The organism is Marivirga tractuosa (assembly GCF_042140215.1).
Taxonomy (GTDB): domain Bacteria; phylum Bacteroidota; class Bacteroidia; order Cytophagales; family Cyclobacteriaceae; genus Marivirga; species Marivirga tractuosa_A.
This window is the reverse complement of sequence record NZ_CP159478.1, coordinates 3,740,272-3,760,792: the sequence shown is the minus strand read 5'-3', so window position 1 is coordinate 3,760,792 and position 20,521 is coordinate 3,740,272. Positions and strand designations below refer to the sequence as shown.

The 20,521-nt window shown below is 34.0% G+C and carries 25 protein-coding genes; 22 read left to right on the top strand and 3 right to left on the bottom strand.

All coding sequences use genetic code 11. The features are described 5' to 3' along the window. Window positions 1-7: 7 nt before the first annotated feature. Window positions 8-3,169, top strand: coding sequence for an AsmA-like C-terminal region-containing protein (locus tag ABWH96_RS16825; RefSeq protein ID WP_375578673.1), 3,162 nt, complete (start codon window positions 8-10; stop codon window positions 3,167-3,169). 104 nt (window positions 3,170-3,273) lie between these two features. Here ABWH96_RS16825 and ABWH96_RS16820 read toward each other — a convergent pair whose 3' ends face one another. Then, window positions 3,274-3,936 (bottom strand): metallophosphoesterase family protein, encoded by a 663-nt coding sequence (locus ABWH96_RS16820; RefSeq protein WP_375578672.1) that lies wholly within the window; start codon window positions 3,934-3,936, stop codon window positions 3,274-3,276. A 178-nt stretch (window positions 3,937-4,114) separates the two neighbouring features. Between ABWH96_RS16820 and ABWH96_RS16815 the strand changes: the two genes are divergently transcribed. From ABWH96_RS16815 to ABWH96_RS16790, 6 genes are all read left to right on the top strand, one after another. Further along, the gene (locus ABWH96_RS16815; protein WP_375578671.1) at window positions 4,115-4,576 is read left to right on the top strand and encodes a YybH family protein; all 462 of its coding nucleotides are present in this window, start codon (window positions 4,115-4,117) and stop codon (window positions 4,574-4,576) included. Further along, entirely contained in the window at window positions 4,569-5,888 is a 1,320-nt protein-coding gene (locus tag ABWH96_RS16810; protein ID WP_375578670.1) for a hypothetical protein, read from the top strand. The genes ABWH96_RS16815 and ABWH96_RS16810 overlap by 8 nt, the downstream gene beginning before the upstream one ends. A 255-nt stretch (window positions 5,889-6,143) precedes the next feature. Beyond that, on the top strand, window positions 6,144-6,650 hold the full coding sequence (locus ABWH96_RS16805) for an RNA polymerase sigma factor (RefSeq protein ID WP_375578669.1): 507 nt from the start codon (window positions 6,144-6,146) through the stop codon (window positions 6,648-6,650). Then, complete coding sequence (locus ABWH96_RS16800; protein WP_375578668.1) at window positions 6,643-7,287, top strand: hypothetical protein; 645 nt, start codon at window positions 6,643-6,645, stop codon at window positions 7,285-7,287. Before ABWH96_RS16805 ends, ABWH96_RS16800 begins: the two co-directional genes overlap by 8 nt. Before the next feature lie 6 nt (window positions 7,288-7,293). Beyond that, a complete protein-coding gene (locus tag ABWH96_RS16795) occupies window positions 7,294-7,680 on the top strand; it encodes a serine hydrolase (protein WP_375578667.1) in 387 nt (128 codons plus the stop codon). Window positions 7,681-7,698: 18 nt separating this feature from the next. Continuing rightward, a complete protein-coding gene (locus tag ABWH96_RS16790) occupies window positions 7,699-8,382 on the top strand; it encodes a hypothetical protein (protein WP_375578666.1) in 684 nt (227 codons plus the stop codon). A gap of 648 nt (window positions 8,383-9,030) precedes the next feature. On the opposite strand, the gene ABWH96_RS16785 is transcribed toward ABWH96_RS16790, so the two are convergent. Together ABWH96_RS16785 and ABWH96_RS16780 are read right to left on the bottom strand one after the other, a co-directional pair. Further along, window positions 9,031-10,389: a PAS domain-containing sensor histidine kinase gene (locus ABWH96_RS16785; RefSeq protein ID WP_375578665.1), complete on the bottom strand. Its 1,359-nt coding sequence runs from the start codon at window positions 10,387-10,389 to the stop codon at window positions 9,031-9,033. Between the two features lie 270 nt (window positions 10,390-10,659). Continuing rightward, window positions 10,660-12,048 (bottom strand): sigma-54-dependent transcriptional regulator, encoded by a 1,389-nt coding sequence (locus ABWH96_RS16780; RefSeq protein ID WP_375578664.1) that lies wholly within the window; start codon window positions 12,046-12,048, stop codon window positions 10,660-10,662. Window positions 12,049-12,288: 240 nt separating this feature from the next. On the opposite strand from ABWH96_RS16780, the gene ABWH96_RS16775 reads away from it, so the two are divergent. From ABWH96_RS16775 to ABWH96_RS16705, 15 genes are all read left to right on the top strand, one after another. Beyond that, entirely contained in the window at window positions 12,289-12,459 is a 171-nt protein-coding gene (locus tag ABWH96_RS16775; RefSeq protein ID WP_375578663.1) for a hypothetical protein, read from the top strand. Between the two features lie 98 nt (window positions 12,460-12,557). Further along, window positions 12,558-12,689 carry a hypothetical protein gene (locus tag ABWH96_RS16770; RefSeq protein ID WP_375578662.1) on the top strand — a complete coding sequence of 44 codons (132 nt, stop codon included), beginning with the start codon at window positions 12,558-12,560 and terminating at the stop codon, window positions 12,687-12,689. Window positions 12,690-13,041: 352 nt separating this feature from the next. Then, complete coding sequence (locus ABWH96_RS16765; protein ID WP_375578661.1) at window positions 13,042-13,395, top strand: DUF1801 domain-containing protein; 354 nt, start codon at window positions 13,042-13,044, stop codon at window positions 13,393-13,395. Window positions 13,396-13,418: 23 nt separating this feature from the next. Next, window positions 13,419-13,796: a VOC family protein gene (locus ABWH96_RS16760; RefSeq protein WP_375578660.1), complete on the top strand. Its 378-nt coding sequence runs from the start codon at window positions 13,419-13,421 to the stop codon at window positions 13,794-13,796. A 578-nt stretch (window positions 13,797-14,374) separates the two neighbouring features. Next, on the top strand, window positions 14,375-14,608 hold the full coding sequence (locus ABWH96_RS16755; RefSeq protein WP_375578659.1) for a hypothetical protein: 234 nt from the start codon (window positions 14,375-14,377) through the stop codon (window positions 14,606-14,608). Beyond that, entirely contained in the window at window positions 14,590-14,904 is a 315-nt protein-coding gene (locus ABWH96_RS16750; RefSeq protein ID WP_375578658.1) for a type II toxin-antitoxin system RelE/ParE family toxin, read from the top strand. The genes ABWH96_RS16755 and ABWH96_RS16750 overlap by 19 nt, the downstream gene beginning before the upstream one ends. A 1-nt stretch (window position 14,905) precedes the next feature. Next, window positions 14,906-15,262: a type II toxin-antitoxin system HigA family antitoxin gene (locus tag ABWH96_RS16745; RefSeq protein WP_375578657.1), complete on the top strand. Its 357-nt coding sequence runs from the start codon at window positions 14,906-14,908 to the stop codon at window positions 15,260-15,262. Between the two features lie 748 nt (window positions 15,263-16,010). Then, complete coding sequence (locus tag ABWH96_RS16740) at window positions 16,011-16,541, top strand: hypothetical protein (RefSeq protein WP_375578656.1); 531 nt, start codon at window positions 16,011-16,013, stop codon at window positions 16,539-16,541. A 60-nt stretch (window positions 16,542-16,601) separates the two neighbouring features. Then, window positions 16,602-16,778, top strand: a complete 177-nt coding sequence (locus tag ABWH96_RS16735; protein WP_375578655.1) for a hypothetical protein — start codon at window positions 16,602-16,604, stop codon at window positions 16,776-16,778. Beyond that, window positions 16,763-17,413: a tetratricopeptide repeat protein gene (locus ABWH96_RS16730; RefSeq protein WP_375578654.1), complete on the top strand. Its 651-nt coding sequence runs from the start codon at window positions 16,763-16,765 to the stop codon at window positions 17,411-17,413. Before ABWH96_RS16735 ends, ABWH96_RS16730 begins: the two co-directional genes overlap by 16 nt. A 114-nt stretch (window positions 17,414-17,527) precedes the next feature. Continuing rightward, window positions 17,528-18,325: an SH3 domain-containing protein gene (locus tag ABWH96_RS16725; protein ID WP_375578653.1), complete on the top strand. Its 798-nt coding sequence runs from the start codon at window positions 17,528-17,530 to the stop codon at window positions 18,323-18,325. 18 nt (window positions 18,326-18,343) lie between these two features. Beyond that, a complete protein-coding gene (locus tag ABWH96_RS16720) occupies window positions 18,344-19,138 on the top strand; it encodes an ion transporter (RefSeq protein WP_375578652.1) in 795 nt (264 codons plus the stop codon). Window positions 19,139-19,271: 133 nt separating this feature from the next. Continuing rightward, window positions 19,272-19,568, top strand: a complete 297-nt coding sequence (locus ABWH96_RS16715) for a hypothetical protein (RefSeq protein WP_375578651.1) — start codon at window positions 19,272-19,274, stop codon at window positions 19,566-19,568. Window positions 19,569-19,714: 146 nt separating this feature from the next. After that, window positions 19,715-19,951 (top strand): DUF433 domain-containing protein, encoded by a 237-nt coding sequence (locus tag ABWH96_RS16710; RefSeq protein WP_375578650.1) that lies wholly within the window; start codon window positions 19,715-19,717, stop codon window positions 19,949-19,951. Then, on the top strand, window positions 19,948-20,301 hold the full coding sequence (locus ABWH96_RS16705) for a DUF5615 family PIN-like protein (RefSeq protein WP_375578649.1): 354 nt from the start codon (window positions 19,948-19,950) through the stop codon (window positions 20,299-20,301). The genes ABWH96_RS16710 and ABWH96_RS16705 overlap by 4 nt, the downstream gene beginning before the upstream one ends. Window positions 20,302-20,521 lie beyond the last annotated feature (220 nt).

The window sequence follows — 20,521 nt, the reverse complement described above, 5'->3', positions numbered from 1 at the left end:
AAAATAGATGTCGAGGCGCACGCTAAAATTGTTGATTTTAATTCCTGTTATTCCTATTGTTTTAGGAGTGTCACTGATTGCTGTATTGTATTTCAGCCAAGACAGTATTGTGCAAAAATCACTAGCGTCTATAAATGAATCTTTTGTAGGTGAGTTAGAAATTTCTGGTTCACATATAGCCCCTTTCGCCAATTTCCCTTATGTGTCCATTGATCTGGAGGATATTCGGTTTTACGAGAATAAAAATAAAGATACTAAGCCACTCTATGAAGCTAAAGACTTGTATTTAGGTTTCGATATCATTGAAATATTGCAAGGTCAATTCCATGTGAAAACTATAAAAATTAGCGAAGGTCATTTGGATATTATCAAAGATGAGAATGGTAATATTAACTTATTATTGGCTAAAAATTTGATTTCTGAAGATAGTGCTCAAACAGAAGATGAGGAGTTTTATTTTGATTTAAAGAAATTGACCCTAAAGAAAATTGATATTATTTACAAAGATTTAGGATTGAAACGGGATGTTATATCGCATATAACAAAACTTGAATCTTCATTCAGATTTGCGAAAGAACATATTTATGCTGATGTATATTCGTGGATGACCCTTGACTTGGATGTGGATGGCGAGCATACGTATTTTGTTAATAAACCCTTAATTTTAGATTTGGAGCTTGATTTTAACAGGGCAGATAAGCTTTTAGAAGTTTTGCCCAGTAAACTAAAATTGGTGCAGGCTGCCTTTGGCATTGAGGGTACAGTAGATTTAGATGATGATTTTAATGCAGATTTGAAGTTCAATGGAGAAAAGCCTGATTTTAGTGTTTTTACGGCATTTGCACCTAATGATGTAGCGGATGCTTTAAAAGCTTATGAAAATAAAGGTGAAATATATTTTGCAGGCACTGTAAAAGGAAAGGCTGCTAATGGTCATATGCCAGCTATTAATGTTGATTTTGGGTGTGAAAATGCCTATTTTCTTAATACTAGTGTCAATAAAAAGGTAGATCAGCTTAGTTTTTCAGGTTCTTTTACTAACGGAGAAGATAGAAATGTTGAAAGCATGATTTTAACCTTGCAAAATTTCTATGCTATACCAGAAGAAGGTATTTTCCAAGGAACATTGGTGGTACGCAATTTTCAGGATCCCTACATCAAGGTAAACTTAAATGCAGATGTTCATCTGGATTTTTTAGGCCAGTTTTTCAATATTGAAGGATTGCAAAGATTAAAAGGGCAAGTAATACTGGACATGGATTTTGATGAATTAGTAGATATGAATACGCCCTCCAATAATTTAGCTAAATTAAAAGAGGGTATTGATTCTGAACTCACTATAAAGAATTTGAATTTCTTGATTCCTGATTATGAAAGTCCCGTTACGGATGCTAATGGCCATGCCATTATGCGAAATGGATTGATCACATTGGATTCCTTAAGTTTTAAAATTGCAGACTCAGATTTTAAAATAGATGGTAGCTTAAGTGATTTTCCCGCTGTATTCCATAGAGAAAACAAACCCATTATGGCGGCTTTGAACATAGAGTCCAAAACTATAGATTTTGGTGACTTAGTTCCAAAAAGTGAGTCTGATGAGGATAGACCTTCAGAAATACTGAGTGATTTTAGAATAAAACTTGCATTTGCTTCAACTGGAGATCAGTTAACCGACTTTGAGTATTTACCTAAAGGAGAGTTTTTTATTGAGGACTTATATGGCAAGTTTAAAAATTACGCTCATACTTTTCATGATTTTCATGCTGATGTGATCATCACAGAAAAGAATTTTAATTTGATAGATTTCACTGGCGAGATTGACCAAACTGATTTTCATTTCACAGGCTCACTTTTGAATTATCCTAAATGGTTTCAAAAAGTAAGGAAAGGTGATTCTAAGCTAGAGTTCGATTTAGAATCCAATTATATTCACCCTAGTGATTTGCTAACATATGACGGTAATCGATATGTGCCTGAAGATTATAAAAATGAAGAAATTCGTGATTTGAAATTACATGGAACGCTTGATCTACATTATGATTCCATTTTTAAATCTGCGGATTTTTACCTGCAGGAATTCGATGCAAAATTAAAGATCCATCCTTTGAAACTTGAAGATTTCAAAGGAAGAGTTCACTTTGAAGATGAACAATTATTGGTGGAAGATTTTCAAGGAAAAATGGGGAAAAGTGATTTCTTAATTAATATGAACTATTTTTTAGGGAAGGATTCTACTTTACAAAAAAGAGATAATTTCTTCGATCTTAAATCGAATGCATTGGATTTAGATGCTTTAATGAATTATGAACCTACCATACAGGAAGATACTAACCATGCAGAAGCTTTCAATATTTTTGCGATCCCATTTAAGGATATGCATTTTAGTGCCGACATTAAGCAGTTGAATTTCCACACCTATTGGCTAACGGATTTTGCTATGAATGCTAGAAGTACGAAAAACCATTACTTATATTTAGATACCTTGTCTCTAGCAGCTGCTGATGGTGCCCTTGGACTTAGCGGTTATTTCAATGGATCGGATTCCACTCATATATATTTTAGCAGTGAGATTGTTGCTGATAAATTAGACATGGATAAACTGCTGCTTAAATTTGAAAATTTTGGACAGGATTATTTCGTTAATGAGAATTTACATGGCAAAGTAAGTGGTGCCATTAATAGCAAGTTGTTGATTTACCCTGATTTTACACCAATTATTGACAAAAGTGAAGCTAAGCTGAACCTAACTGTTTATGAAGGAAGCCTGGTCAATTTTGCTCCCTTGAAAGCAATGTCAGGCTATTTTAAAGATAAAAATCTGAATTTGGTTAGATTTGACACCCTGCAAAATGAGTTCAACTTAGAAAATGGTGTTTTAGAAATTCCTAAGATGAAGATCAATTCAAGTCTTGGGTTTATGGAGCTTTCAGGTACTCAAGGATTAGATTTGAATATGGATTACTACTTGCGAGTTCCTTTGAGTTTAGTAACTCAGGTGGGTTTTCAATCACTGTTTGCAGGAAAAAATAAGGAAGAAGTAGATCCCGATCAGGAAGATGCTATTGTTTATGCTGATGATGATAAAAGAATTCGGTATTTGAATATTAACATCAAAGGGACGCCCGATGACATGGAAGTTAATTTAAGAAAGGATAAAAAATCGCTCTGAAACCGAATAAGATTGTGCATGAATTCAAATAGAATTTAGTAAACTCGTACGCAATTTTAGAGGTTATCTTCATTTAATTAATTAAATTTTAGAATAAGATCAGCTTAATCTTTATTTGGTTCAAAATAAAGTTCTTTGGTATCCAAGTTAAAGCAGCAAAGCCTTCCTAAACCAGCTTGGTCAGTTTTATAGCAGCCATTATCAATTCCTAGCACCTGACTTTCTTCAAGGTCATCTCGCATTTTAATTATGTCATTTTTGGTGATGGACTGATGTCCATGTATGATTTTTTTATTCCCCAGGCGATTATAGTCGATGTCTTTATACCAATCTCTTATCCAATACATGTTCCTGTTCTTCTGCAAATAGAATTCTTTGCTGAAATCCAAGCCTGCATGCACCAGAATATAATTACTTGAGATGTGGTAAGGCTTGAGTTTAAGAAACCAATTAATATACTTTTTCGGCATTTCTTTTAAGTTTGTTATTCCAAAACTTTTTAAAGTAACATCCTCACTATTGTCTTTGTCATTATAAATAATAGAATCAAATATCATCTCCTCATGATTTCCCTTTAAACAGTGAATATTATATTTTTCACTTTCCAATTGCATAATGAAATCAACAACCTCTTTACTATAACTCCCCCGATTTATGTAATCAACCAGAAGTATTAATTCATCATTTTTATTAAGCCCAATTGTATTTAACAGCTCTTTGAAGGTATGATAACATCCATGTATATCACTGATTGCATATCTTGCCATAATTGTAGTCGTTTTTCCTTGTATTATAGTCACAACTGATAATCTTTTAGAGTGTTGTTGAGCGTGTATTCTACTTAAGTGTTTGATTTGTAGATTTTTTTCAATAGTCTAAAAAAACACTAGCTAGCTTGTGATTCCTTATCATTCAATTTATTTTTAACTTTAGAGATCTATTGATATGGAAAAACCATCAAACTTAAAGTGCTTATTGCTCATTGGATTATTAAATCTTTCAGTGACAGTGAGCAATGCAGCTGCACAAGAAAATCCTCAAGCAATTGACTCACCCAAAGAATTAGAGCGAGTACTTCGCGATTATGAGACACATTGGCAAAATTCTAATGCAACTCAACTAGCTAACCTTTTTACTGAGGATGCTTACATTTTAAGACCCAATAAGCCGATCACCAAGGGCAGATCCAATATTGAAGAAGCCTACCAAAATGCAGGAGGAAGATTAGTGTTAGAAGCATACGATTATTCAATAGATGGCACAACTGGCTATATCATTGGAGGATATAAAGGGCATGAGAGCTTGCCAGCTATGGGTAAATTTATTCTGACTTTACGGAAAGAAGAGGGGAAATGGATGATTACTGCTGATATGGATAATAGAAACGAACCTGGGAAAAATGAGTAACAAAGATAATGAGAAAGACAAAGGTGCATATAAAACACCTGCATGGCTAAAGAGAGTTCAAGAAGGCAGCTGGGAGCCTGAAATATTAATATCTGGGATTGTCCTTTTTGGATTGTTCAAAATCTATCCACTGATTGAAGAGTTCAATTACTTCTTGGAAATGAATTCGGCATCCATTTTCTCCGATGGTACAGTAAATGAAGCGCTTACTGCCATTTTAAAGTTTGCCAATATTATTCTTCTCATCGGTTTTCTATTTCACATTTTATTTCGATCCGTTTGGGCAGCCTTTGTAGGTTTATCTTATATCTATAAATCAGGAGTTAAATATGAAGATTTAAACTATCCCGATAAATATCTGCGGACAATTCGAAAATCAGGTGATTACCAACAGCAAATTATAAAGTTAGAGAAAATCTGTAGTGTGATTTTTGCGATTAGCTTTTTGGTGTTTATGTGGGTGGCTGGCCTTGGTGTGTTTGTAGCCATAATAGCGGGTGTAATTAGTATATTTCAGTCAGTTTTTCCAGGGAACTATGACTACACAATTTTTAATAATGTTCTTACAATATTTCTCATTCTAGTTTTTACAGATTTTGTTAGCTTGGGTGGTCTTCGAAAAATACCTTATTTCAACAAAGTCTATTATCCTTTACATAGGTTAGCTGGATGGTTAACATTGTCGTTTTTGTACCGAAATATCTATTATGGTATCATTTCTAATCATAAAAAATGGAAAGTCAGCCTTATTTTATTTCTGTTTGGTTTATTTACGGTAGTATCAGTTCTTTTTTTAAGATCTGATGGTTTTATATTTGGGCGTACTATTGCATTGGCACCATATGGAGCAAATGAATATCGATTAGATGAGTCAAAATATCGCTCAAAAGTTACGGACGGCTTTTATTCGAAAAGAATGCATATTAGTGACTACGTTATTGATGAGGAATATTTAGAATTGTTTATTGTCCATACTCCTGAATTCGAGCAAGAACGTATTATGGTCGCTTGTGATTACGATAATGCCAAGGAAAAAGAAGGCGTTTCTTACGACTCTTTACGAATGGCCTGTCTTGAAAATTTTTATGGAGTGGCTCTAGATGGAAAGCTTTTGCAAGATGATTTTATTTACCAACGCAACTCCTTAACTGGTCAGGATGGCTTGCTAACAATCGTGGATGTCTCCAAGGTCAATAAGGGAAAGCATCGTTTAGATTTATACTATGATATGTATTATCCTGAAGGGGATACTACACGTCATGAAATAGCGGAGCAGATTATTTTTTATAAAACAAAACGGCAATTAAAGTGAAATTAACTATTGAGCAAATAGAAGAAATACGTTTGAAGTAATTTTCGTAATTCTATTTTGCATTGAATTACTATCTTTTCCACCCAGAAGAACAACACCTCAATATTCTGCTACAGAAAATAGCCTCATTTAACCGCACAAATAGTCCTGTCGAAATTTTTTTTCAAAATAATTAATATTTTTTGTCATATTTTTCGACAATCGGGAACCAACTAAGTAGAAACCCAAAGGAGGACTTTTGATAACGATAGATTAATGACAGACAAAGAATATGCAACGCTCATTGAGAAAAATAAGCATAGCATTTACAGAGTTTGCAAACTGTATGCTAGCGATTCCTTTGAATCAGAAGACTTGTTTCAGGAGGTAGTTTTTCAAGTATGGAAATCACTTCCGTCTTTTAAAGGGACATCCAAAGTAAGTACTTGGATTTATAGGATTGCGCTCAATGTGTGCTATAAATCTATCTTGAAACATAAAAAGTCAAGCGATAAGATTACTAGTCTTGATGCTATAAAAGTCGAGGAGCTTGGTGACTCAAATTTTCAAGATGAAAATAGTAGATATGAAGCCTTGCAGGCTTGTATCAATCAACTAAATAAAGCTGAGCAAGCAGTAATTGTGCTCTTTTTAGAAGAATTGTCATATAGAGAAATAAGTGAGACTATTGGGATTAGTGAGAACTATGTGGCGGTTAAAATGAAGCGAATTCGTGAAATTTTGCATGCCTGTCTTACACCTAAATTACAACATTATGAATGATCAAAATTTAATAAACATTTGGAAGGAATCTAGTCGAAATATTCAGTTGAACCTCAACTATGATGACTTGGCTAATGAATTGAAAAGAAAAGCAAATCAGTTGGATAAGAGTATTAGAAAAAGGAATCAGTTGGAGATAGGATTGGCCATTTTGCTCTTGCCCATCGCCCTTTACCTTTTTTTTGAAGTGCCTTATTATCTCTTTAAGTCAGGAGTTCTTCTGATGGCGGTTTGGTTCTTATACGTGATCTATAAACTTAAAAAGACAAGAGGATTAAAGACTGATTTTGGTACCAGTGCAACACTGAAACATCAATTGAATAAACAAAAAAGATATGTAGAGGAAGAGGTGAAACTTCTGAAAAGTGTTTTCTACTGGTATTTGTTGCCTCCTTATACGGGTTTACTCCTTATGATTTCAAGTGCTTATTTTCACCGTGATGTTCAATGGGAAAATAGCTTTCTGCAAGGCTTGCTGTCAGAAAACATTTACGGTCACCTTGTTTATATTATCTTCTTAACGGCACTTTATTTTTATATCTACAAACTAAATATGAAAGCGATTGCTAAGGATTTGAGGCCCGTGATTGTGGATATTGAAAAAATTGAAAGAGAATTAGAAATAGCTGAAAAGTAAAAGAACATGCTTAAAAAAACAGTAATAATTGTTAGTGCTATTATTTTAATCCTTGCTGCAGGCTTTGGAGTAGCATTCTTTATGGTAAAGCCTGATAAAGAGAGGATTGTAGATTTCATTAAAGAAAATCCAGATCGAATTTCGATCAGTTTAAGTCAAAACGAAACGGTGCTGGCAGAGCATAACGAAGTTAAAATGCTGCCGCTTGCCAGCACTGTGAAAATAATCATTGCAATAGAATATACCTATCAGGTTGCGGAGGGGAAATTGAATCCCGATCAAAAGCTATTAGTCTCAGACTTGGAGAAGTATCATTATCCTGAAACAAATGGCGGGGCTCATAAAACATGGCTTAACAATCTGGAACTAGAAAAAGATAGCATAGTATCGTAGTCAGAAATAGCGAAGGGTATGATCAAGTATAGCTCTAACGCTAATACCGAATACTTAACTGACTTATTGGGAGTAGCAAATATCAATCAGCGAATAAAGTTATTGGGTATTGAAAAACATGATTCTATTTATTACTTGGTTTCTTCTTTGTTTGTAAGAGACTTTCTGTTTCCTGAAAAAAGTAATATTGAGGCCATTGAAAGCATTAGAGATTTAAGTGATGGAGAGTATCGAAAAGCAGGCATGCAAATCCATAAAAAACTAAAAAATGGGACTTTCGAAAATGATAGTCTAAAAGATTTTGGATTGGCTGTTCAGAACGTATGGTCTGATCGATTACCTGCTTCAACAGCTAAAGAATACAGGAAATTAATGGAGAAGCTCAATTCTAAATCAGTTTTACCTATAGAAGTGCACAAACACCTTGATCCGATTTTAGAATTTGTGATGGAGAATCCACTTAATCAGGAGTGGCTACAGCATTCAGGATCTAAAGGTGGTTCTACTGCTTCATTATTGACAAAGGCATTGTACGCAACTGACAAAGAAGGAAATAGAATTCATTTGAGCTATTTTTTAAGCAATTTGTCCGCTCTTGAGACTGTACAAATGCAGATGAGTATGAATGCTTTTGAACTGGCAATATTGCAAGAAGAAGGATTTAGAATACAGATCAGGGAAGTTGTGAATGTACTTCAATAGGAGATTTGTACATATTATAGTCGGTAACCGCTTTTTAGATTAAAGATAGTAATCTCTTTTTGGATCCCTTGATTGAATTTGGTCACTAGTTGTAAAATCTAGACATTTGTGAAACTTCCTATATATTGTATTATAAAGATATGATTTATTACTAAAAAAAGAGCTTGTATTCAAAGAAGAAGCTAATTGCTTCTGGTCGGTTATTCATTATCTAAAATTAGAGAAGTCAGCAACAAAAGATTGATATGATATTTTTAGAAATGTATTTTACTTCAGATACGCTACAAAAAAAAGCCCTAAAAGAAGTGAATTGAAAAAGATCCAACATTTTTGCGGAGTTTCATTATGTTTCATGAACAATACATACACCCTATTTTTACTTTTAATAAAAACAATTCATGAAAAAGTCAGGTATTGGATCATTGATATAAATTTTTATTCCTGATTTATCAGTTCTTGGACATAATTGTTCATGCACTATTAGGATATTGGTGTGCACTCTTGCAAGTTTTATCATGTTGATTATGTGGTACTCAATGATTTTTAATTAAAATAATTATAAGAAATAATTGATTTTATGGAGTATATAAAAAACTGGGTTTTGGTTGAGAAGTTATAGAAAACATAGTTGTAAAAACATATTCCCAATCAATTAACTTTAGGAAATTGCAAAGTAAAAGTTGTGCTCACCCCAGGAGTAGAACTTACACTTAACTTTCCTTTGTGTAGCTGCATTATTTGTCTTGATAGTGCCAGTCCAATTCCGGAACCTTGCTTTTTGGTAGTGAAAAATGGAATGAAAATGCGGTCTAAAGCTTCTGGCACTATGCCTTCTCCATTATCTTCAATATTGATATAATAAAAGTTTTGCGTTGTGATAATGGTGATGCTAATGGAAGGCTTTTCAGTTTCTGAAAGTGCCTCCATAGCATTTTTCAAGAGGTTTATAAATATCAGTTGAAGTTGCTCTTCATCCGCCCATAAGCTAATATCATTTTCCGGTAGGTTTAATTTTAGCTCGATTTTATAACGGTTTAAATCCTCTTGAAGCAATCTTTGGATATATAAAAGCAACTGTCTGGCCGATATTTTTTCAAATTTTGGCGCTGGGATATTAGTATAATCCCGATAAGCATTGATAAAATTAATCAACCCGCGACTTCTGCTTTCTATGGTTTTCAAGCCGAGTTGCAAATCATCATGAGCCTCAAAGGGCATGGTAAATGAATCTGAATGCTTTATTAAGTCTTCCTCTATTATGTCATTCATAGAGTTCACCAATGAAGCAATAGGAGTAATGGAGTTCATGATTTCATGCCGAAGTACTTTGGTGAGATTTTGCCACGCATATAACTCATTTTGTTGCAATTCTGAATAAATATTATGCATGCTCACAATTTTCCAGTCTTTGGTGCCCAAGCGAAGAATAGTGCTGTTAAGGGAAAGTTTAATGTCGCTATTGACGTTAATTAAGTCACTTTTCCCTGGTTTTAAGTTGATAAGTTTATCGTATATATCGGGCTGACTTCTTTTTATATCTGATAAATTCCTGATTTGGGGAGTCAACAAAAGCTTTTTAGACATACTATTGAGCACTCCTATTTCACCGGATGCATCAAAGCTAATTATTCCAGTTTGAATGTTTTGCAAAATAGTGGAAAGCATGATGAGATTTTGCTCTTTTTCAGCTCGAGTATTACGGAAAACTTCCAATACCTCATTAAATGATTTATTCAGTTCTTTGAAAGATTTTCCCATCTTATTATCAGTGGAAAAACCGGAAGAGAAATCCGAATATTTCACTGATTCTAAAAAGCGAACCACTTTTTTGTTGATACTGGTTACATAATGATAGAGCTCTATAAATTGAAAAAACAGTAAAATGCTAAGGATAGCAGAGCCCAAATAATTAGCGTTAGCCTGAATTAAATAGGCAATAAAGGCCATCACTACAAATATGAGTAGCAGCCTTATGATTACACCAAAACTGAATTTTCTAAATATCAATTTATTATCATTTCATTTTAAGACTATTTGTGCCCAGGCGTCTTTGACGCTTAAAAAATCTCGCTAACATGTCCCGCACTGAAAGTCGGGAGGCGCAAAGCCGGAAAGTTTTCGCAAAGGAAAAGTTAATATTATGTTTTGTATAATTACTAGTCCTTTCTTGTATCCTTTTAATTTACGTTGCGAGGTCTTAGCGCCTTTGCGTCTTGGCGAGAGTCACCTCAAGCCTTTGGCTTGTTTTTGTTTTCACTTCAAAATTGCGAGCACTTTTTACAACCCATATTTCTCCAATCTCCTATACAATGAAGAACGTGTCAATCCCAAATCCTGTGCTGCCTGCGTTATATTTCCAAAGTTTTTATCCAATGCTTTTCTGATTAGGATCTTTTCAACATCCTCAATATTCAGGTGATCTAAATTCACCTTATCTGATTTTTTACTCTCTTGTTCGGCAGATTGAAAAAAGAAATCTTCCGGCTGTAAAACTGATTGATTGCTTAAAATTACTGCTCTTTCAATGCTGTGTTGCAGTTCGCGTACATTGCCTGGCCAGTCGTATTTACACATTCTGGAATAGGCAGCATCACTTACTTTATAAATCTCTTTGTTATACTTTTTGCTATAGAATTTAATATAATGCTCCGTTAAAAGCGGAATGTCTTCCACTCTTTCCCTTAAAGCAGGTAATTTTATTTCGATGGTATTGATTCTATAAAGCAAATCCTGTCGGAATTTGCCCGATTGAATCATATCTTGAATGGGCATATTGGTCGCGCTAATCAAGCGGATATCAATATCAATTTCTTTATTACTTCCAACCCTTGTGATTTTCCTGTTTTGTAAAGCTGTAAGCAATTTAGCTTGCTGTGGAAGGCTAATATTGCCAATCTCATCTAAAAAAAGCGTTCCATTTTGGGCTACTTCAAATCGACCTGCTCTATCATCTTTTGCGTCTGTAAAAGCGCCTTTTTTATGGCCAAAAAGCTCGCTTTCAAATAAGCTATCAGTTACAGCCCCTAAATCAACCGTTACAAAAACCTTGTCATCTCGGAGTGAATTTCTATGAATTGCTCGAGCAATGAGTTCTTTCCCAGTTCCATTTTCTCCGGTAATAAGCACATTGGCATCGGTGCGCGAAACCCTCTTGATGGTTTCAAAAACCTGCTGCATGGCAGGCCCTTCCCCAATAATATCTCTGAATCTTCTGTCGATGTCTGCTGATAATTGCCTTTGGGTTGATTCCAGTTGGCTTACTTTATTGCCGGCATTTTTCAGTTTTAAAGCGGCATGTAAAGTGGCTAATAGCTTTTCGTTATCCCATGGTTTTAATACAAAATCAGTAGCGCCCTGCTTGATGACTTTCACGGCCGTGTTGACATCTCCATAAGCAGTAATGAGTACCACAACTGCGGAAGGATCAATCTCCAGAATTTTATTGAGCCAGTGATAGCCTTCCTGTCCGGTACTTACGTCCCTAGTGAAATTCATATCGAGCAAAATGATATCGTAGCTATCGTTTTGTAGTAGCGTAGGAATTAAATTAGGATTGCTTTCAATGTCCACCCTTTTGAAATGCCTTTTTAGGAAAATCTTAGCAGCATTCAGAAGATCCTGGTTATCATCAATAATTAGTAGCGTACCTGCTTTTTGCTCATTCATTATATTAAAAAATTATTCGGTTGCTATAATTAACCTGAGAATGATTTTAAATTTCTACTAAAACTGGCTAGAACCGTCATCTCGGAATTTTTCTTTTTAACTTTTTAAAAAAAAGAAAAATATCCGTGATCTTAAAATGGTCTCGTAACGCAGAAAAGGTGCTTCCATTAAAAAAACTCAAGTTAATAATGACAAATAGTCAAAAGCTATACCGTTTTGATAAAATTAATGGATTTAAAGTTGAAAAATATAAGGAATGGCTTATTAATTAGTTTAGGAGGTGGTTTTGCTGGAAGTAACAGATTTAAGACTTATGATAAGGTGTCCGATATCGGACGTTTCCGGTCATCAGTGGACGCCTTTTTTAACCAGGGAGATACAAAAGGACAGCCAAAGGCTGTTTTCTTTTAACCACTGAGTTGCACTAAGTTTTTCACAAAGGACACGGAAGACAGCCTACCTGTCCCGTATTTATCGGGAAGGCTGTATTGAACCGCAAAGACTACTTTATGGGGAAAGGAAGGAAAACCCTAAGTATTCCTGCAGGAAGCCCAGAATTTCCCGCAGGAAGGGTCAATGTTCATGCAGGAAGCATCCTAACCCTTGCAGGAAACCCTCTAACTGATGCAGGAAAGGGGTAATATTCACGCAGGACGCTCCAAATTCCCGCAGGAAGCGGAAAAATTCCGACAGGAAGCCTTAATAGTCTCGCAGGAAAGGTTAATAGTCTGACAGGAAGGGGTATAAACGCGACAGGAAGGGTCACTCATCCTGACAGGAAAGGGTTGAAGTGTAACAGGACGGGTAAAATCCTGACAGGAAACCCTTTAACACTTCAGTTCCCTCCATCAAAAACCCCTTCATTAAATCTAAAAACCTATCTACTTTTCGATTAACTCCTGTCTTTCGAGTGCAGATTTAGTAACTAATCTGCTATATTTAATACAGAATGTAGATCAAAGGTGTCCATATGCAAACTTTAATTTATTGTTGATGAAAAAATCTGAAAATGAAGGAGTTCAAAATTTTTTGGACGAAATAAAATTGGTTGATTCTGACAAATCAAATATGCTCATTGAAATACGTGACATCATTTTAAATACTTTCCCAAAAACCAAAGAAAAGGTCATGTATGGAGGACTTGTATTCTTTTTTAATGACGAAATGTTTAGCGGATTATTCTTAAACAAGAAGCATGTCACCCTTGAATTTTCAACAGGATACTTAATGGAAGATCCTAAGAAAGCTCTTGAAGGAAGAGGCAAATATCGAAGACATCTAAAAATATTGACTACAGAGGACATTCTAAACAAAGAAGTTTCCTTTTTTGTGAGACAAGCAGTATAAATTGATTTAAAAACTTTATAAATATGGATTCACTAACACCCAATATTTTTGTTCATAACATAGAGGAGACTATCAAATTTTATGAAACCATAGGATTTAAAGTTGGGATGTCCGTTCCTGAGGAGGGCGACTTTGTATGGGTAATGATGACTTGCGGGAAGGTGAGTTTTATGTTTCAAACCTTCGAGAGTTTGGGTTCAGAACTGCCAGAAATATCAAGGCAAAATGGCGGTTCATTATTACTGTACATCCAAATAAAAGAAATCAGACAATTTTATGAGAAAATCAAAGACAAAGTGAAAGTAATTAAAGGGCTGGAAAGTACTTTTTACGGAGCCACTGAATTCTCTATTTTGGACAATAATAACTATGTATTGACTTTTGCCGAAAATGAAGAATAAGAAATAAAGAAAACCCTTAACATTTCCCTTCCCACCAAAACCCCCTTCATAAAATCTAAAAATCCACCTCCGTTCCAGTCATTCCCTGCATGTTCTCGAGATAATCTATAAATTTAATTATATAGCTTGAATAGAACTAACACGCCCAACTTCCGAGGAACTCGGAAAAGCGGGAGGGAGGACAAAATAGCGGGCAGGCGTAGGGATGCGGGATGAAGCATTATTTTGTCTTGATTTTTTCTATCTTTTTTATCAAGAAAAAAGATTAAAGAAGAACCTGAAAATTTCAGACATTTAGCAGTAAAGATTCAAAAAAGCTCAAAAGCCAAAATCCTTTAAAAATTTTTAAGATTCCCCTTTCCCACCAAAACCCCTTCATCAAACCTAAAACCCCCTTATTTTTCGATTAGCTTTCTACATCTTGAGAAAATGAGCAGCCTTTAGGTTGTTCGTTTAACAGATGAAATCCAATTCAACTCATGAAAATAGGAGATCTTCTGATATCGTAACAAAATGAAAGGAATGAATTCATCTAACTAAATTTGTGTTAATTCAGATAAGAATTATTATTTTTAAACATGGTAGATTTAAAACAACAACTAATAGATAAAATCCAGCTAACGACTGATAAGGTCAAGCTGGAGGAGATATATAGGTTATTGGAGATAGACTTTGATGAACAGGAAGTTTATATACTGTCAGCGGAACAAAAATCTGCAGTTAAAGAGGCACAAAAGCAGATAAAAAATGGAGAGTTTTTATCTGACGAACAAGCAAACAAGGAAGTAGAAGAATGGCTAAAAAGAAAATAGTTTGGTCTGTTCGAGCCCAACAAGATAGACTCGAAATACTAGATTATTGGATTAATAGAAACAAATCGACTACCTATTCAGAAAAGCTTTTTAAATTATTTAAAGAATCTGCAGCACTCATATCAGAACATCCAGAAATTGGAAAACCAACCGATATTGCGGGCATAAGAATCAAAATTGTTCGCGATTATTTGATGATATATCAAGAAAAAACAAGCCAGATAGATATTCTTTTAATTTGGGATAGCAGAAAAGATCCTGAAAAATTAGGTGAAACCATAAAAGAAGAAATTTGAAATGGAAATAAAACCAATAAGAGGCAAAGCGGACTACAAAAAGGCTTTGGATCGTTTAGAAATAATTTTTGATGCTAAAAGAGGAACCAAAGAGGGTGATGAACTTGAAATTTTATCCATTTTAATTGATAAATATGAAAGCGAGAATTTCCCTATCGGAATGCCAGACCCAATATCAGCAATAAATTTCAGGATGGAACAATTGGGATTGAAACAGAAAGACTTAGTGGAAATGATTGGATTTAAAAGTCGAGTAAGCGAAATAATGAATAAAAAACGAAAACTGACCTTAGACATGATCCGAAAATTAAACGCCAGTTTAAAAATCCCAACAGAAGTTTTAATTCAAGATTATTAATGAAATCCGTCCAGAGCCTTAGAATCCTTCTTATTCCACATTTTAGCCGAAAAACCCCGAAAGTTCATTCTTCATTAGCAAACAACTAACACGCCCAACTTCCGAGGAACTCGGAAAAGCGGGAGGGAGGAAAGTTTAGCGGGCCAGCGTTGGCATCGCGCGTGGAAGCATTAAACTTTCTAGAATTTTTGTTTCTTTTTGTTCATGCAAAAAGAAAAGTAAAAAGCCTCAAAATTTAGACATAGAGCAATAATGATCTAGAAAACCCTCAAAACCACTCAGGAAACCCCAATAATCACTCAGGAAGGGGGTGAAATGACTCAGGAAGGGTTAATAATGACTCAGGAAGCCCCTAAAGTCACTCAGGAAGGGTCAATAATGACTCTGGACAGCCAATAATGAGTCAGGAAAGGTCAAAAGTCACTCAGGAAGCAATAATATTGGGTCAGGAAGGGTGAAATTCACTCAGGACAGCCTATTAATGGGTTTAAATCTTCCTGTCTCCACCCAAAACTTCTTCATAAAACCTAAAAACCCCTTAATTTTCGATTAACTCCTGTATTTTTAGGATGTATTTTATAATTATTTCCCTACATTTATTCATCAAGTTCATCGGCAACCAAAACCTGTAAATATTCAATCTTTCTTTTTTTGGTTTGGAGTGAAATGTAGTTGATATGGAATTAAAGTATCAGGTGTTTTTGGATAGTGAAAACTTATGTGTTGTTATTTAAAAAATTACTTATAAATGGATTCAATTAACTCAACAACAGAGTTTATAGCAGCATATAAAGATGTGATAAATATTATTGTTGGAATAGTGGGTGGGATATTTTTATCTATACTGACTTTCTTACTAACGTACAGGAATAATTGGCGTAATAAATTAACAAAAGAATTAACAGTTAAACTGAAGCACAATCTTTCCAGAATGCAAGGAGAAGAATATACCGAATTTAGTGTCCGCTATTATATAAATAATACTAGTGGTCATGAAATATCTATCAATACTGCATATTTTATTTTACCCAAAAAATTAAGAGGAAATATTAATCCTAATTCGACCTTAGGAGAAATGATGTACGGTACTGGACGATACTATATTTTTTCTGAGAGTAAAGAAATGAAACATCATCGATCTGAAGTAATTTCTATAAAACACAATGTTTTTTTATCTCATTTATCCAACGGAAAAATTAAAAAGCTAAGACTTTATATCGAAACAAGTAGATTTGGTACTGTCAAATCTAATTCAATTAAAATTAAAAAAAGCAGATAATATTATTTCAAATAAATTAAGAACTTTTACAGTTCTCTAAGATTAAATAAAAGATAAGAGATGAAAACCATAATTTTTTCTTTACTAGTTCTATTTAGCAGTAATCTGATAGGACAAACAAAATACGAATATAATAAAAAAGGAGTACAGAAATCCACTGAAGGAGATGCCGAAGGAGCAATCAAAGAATACAATAAAGCTATAGAAGCTGATCCGAAATATTGGGGGCATATTTAAATAGAGGTAATAGCAAAGAAAAGTTGGGAGATTATATCGGGGCAATATCTGACTATAGTAAAATTATTGAAATTCTTCCTAAGAATTATAATTATACTGCTTATTTCAAGAGGGGGAATGTCAAAGAAATATTGCAAGATTACAAAGGAGCAATTGATGATTATAATAAAGTTATAGAAATATATCCAGAACATGAAGAGATTTACTACAAAAGAGGTAATTTGAGGCTTGCATTAGAGGATTACTCAGGAGGTATAGCGGACTATACAATAGCAATTGAATTCGATTCCACTAATGCACTTCTATATTATGAAAGAGGCTATGCAAAATCTGAACTCAAAGATTACCGAGGGGCTATTGCAGATTATACCAAAGCTATAAAACTCGACCCAATCAATGTAAGCTCCTATAATAACAGGGGAGTAGCTAAATATAAATTAGAAGATTATAAAGGAGCAATAATAGACTTCAATAAAGCTATAGAACTTGATTCAAAACATTTTAGGTCTTTCAGAAATAGGGGGCTTGCTAAAATTGAAATGAATGATATAGATAATGCATGCTTAGACTTTAGCAGGGCTGGAGAATTAAGGGATTATGAAGCTTACGAGCTTATTGGTAAATATTGTAATTAACGCCCCCCGTTCCCGCTATGCTCCGCATGGTGGTAGAAAAAGCTAGAATATTTTGATTATCTGATCACTTATTTAAATAGTTAATTATTATCATTATTTAATAAATTAAGAAATATGAGTTTTATAAATAGTCTCTTTAAAGGTTTTATTAGATCTGCTGTCAATCAGGTTGGTCGAGATGGTGGAAAAGTGATAAGTAATAGGGTTTATGGTGATAGTCATTCCAAACCAATTAGAATAGTTGATAATTCACATAAACAAAGTAAAGCTCATATAGAATCAAGAGAGAACCTAATTTCTAGGGGTGATGTGGAGGCAGAGGGTTTGAAGGCCATGCCAGTTAAGTTAAATATTCAAAATACTGTTTTCGGTTTTATTGTTTCTCTGTTTATACCTTTAGTTGGTCCACTTTATTGGTTATACAAATCTCTCAGTTCAATTTTAACTAAATCCATTCCATTTTACAATATTTCACAAGTAAGTATCTATAAACAAGACCGTAGATATAAAACAGGTAGAAGATTTGAGGGATATAGAACTGTAAAGCAAAAAACAAATATTAAAGCTGATCCTACTGATAAGGAAAAAAGTCAATTAAAACTTAAAGCAATAGTATATTTAATACTTGCAGCTATTGTTGGTTTTACTCAATATTCTTTTTTCTATGAAAATGTCAGTAACACTGAAAACACTTCAGAAAATGAGAAAGATTTTAAATATGCTGTGGTTAGTTCTAACTCTGGTCTTAATCTTAGATCTGATTCTTCCTTGAATGCTAGTATTATTACATCAATTCCAAATAGTGATACAGTAAAAATTATAAATGGTACTGATAAGTGGCTTTTGGTAGATTACAAAGAGAACGAGGGATGGGTTTCAAAAAAATATCTTAACAGTATTCAAGAAAATTAGTAGCTATATTTAGTTTAAATGACCTTCAAACACAAAATATTTAATTTAGTTGATGAAAATAATAAGGGCAGCCTACCAAATAGAGCCTTTAATCTTTTTATTGTCTTCCTCATATTATTGAATGTTGCCGCTATAGTTTTAGAGTCTTTTTCACGCATAAAAAGCACATATAGTCAGGAGTTCTACTTTTTTGAAATTTTCTCTGTAGTAATTTTCACAATAGAATATTTACTGAGAGTTTATACCGCAGATTTCAAATATCCAGGCAAAACAAAAATTGGTTCTATTGGGACTTTCTTAAGCTCACCTCTCGCAATTATAGATTTACTAGCAATCTTGCCAACTTATTTACCACTCATAATACCTATTGACCTCAGATTCATTAGAATTTTAAGACTTCTAAGAATCACAAGGCTTTTTAAAATCAATAGATATTCAAATTCACTAAAACTTATTGGAGAGGTCTTTAAGGATAAACGCTCTGATCTTGGTGTAACAATATTTATAACATTTATCCTCCTTGTCATTGCATCAACACTTATGTACTACATAGAGGGTCAAGTTCAACCTGATAAATTTCCAAATATTATTGCTTCGTTTTGGTGGGCGGTGGCAACTCTCACAACTGTTGGTTATGGCGATGTTTATCCGATAACAGGTTTGGGTCAGTTTATAAGTGGCATAATAGCATTATTAGGAATTGGTCTTGTAGCACTACCTACTGGCATTTTAAGTTCAGCATTTATTGAGAAAATCAATAGTAAGAAAAAAGCAGATGTTGAAAAATGTCCTACCTGTGGTAAGGATTTATAGAAGAATTATAATCAAGCCCCCGTGCACGCCATGCTCCGCATGATGCTAGCATAAGATAGCACGCTTTTATAATTTTAATTCATAGCAATTGAATAGTAATTTGTATCTTAGTCAATTAGAAAATGAAAAGACTATGATTGTTCAAGGATCACAACTCCCACACTTCAATGAATTGATAGAGACTTTAAAGTCGAAATTTTCAAATTACTCAGTATATACTTTGGGCTCTGAATCACAAAAAAGTATAGTCGTTCAAAAGTCTTCTTTAATCGGTGCTCAAATAACAGTTCGAGATCAGGAAATCAATGTCGATGCTTGTTGCCCTAACTTATTTGTATCAGCATTAATAGGTTTTATAAGTGCTATTTTTCCTCCCTATGCTAAATTTGAAATGAAAATTGCGGGCTTCTTGAAAAAGAAGTATACCTGAGCATATTTTTAAATTGTTCCAAAAACAAGCTAAAAGCTAGAATTCATCAACAGAGTAGCTAGGCTTTAAAAACGATTGATGAGCTTGGGAATAGTCAGTTTCAGTTCGATCAAACGAATTAATCAAATATTTCGTAACTTCATCATATGGAAAGCGCACATATTAATAGAATCACCATAAATCCTGAAATATGCCATGGGAAACCCACTATTAGAGGCAAGCGGTACACGGTAGATTTAATACTTGACCTTTTATCTGCGGGATCGACTCATGCTGAAATTTTGGAAGATTATCCTAATCTGGAAGAAGAAGACATCTTAGCATGTTTAGCCTATGCAAGGAAAGTTACAAAGTATTCTAGCTACACTAAAATTTCAGTATGAAGTTAATAGTGGATGCACAGCTTCCTATAAAACTATGTGAAATTCTAAATCAAATTGGATTGGAATCTATCCATGTTGAGGATCTTCCTAAAGGTGATGAAACTCCCGATATGGAAATAATTGAATATGCAGATAGTGAAAATCTTATTGTAGTAACCAAGGATTTTGACTTTTACCATTCGTATATGGCATTAGAGAGGCCGAAGAAGCTATTTCTTATCACTACAGGAAATCTTAAAAATAGACAGTTGTTTGACTTGTTCAGAAACAACTCTTTGATTATCAAGAATGCTTTGGAAAGAAGTACTTTCATAGAGTTGAGTAATGACGGAATAACTGAACATAAATAATTTAGAGATTAAAAAATACAATACTGTTTCTAAAATTAAATTCCATAAATATACTCTCCGTTCCAGACATGTTTTACATGGCGGTATTCTAATTAAAACATCTTCCTCTCAAAACAAAACCCTCCCGTCCGCTATCGGACGTTTCCGTGCTTTTATGAACGCATAGCAATAGCGAAACATCCCTTTAAATACTATTGAAGCCACTTTTACTATACTTGGC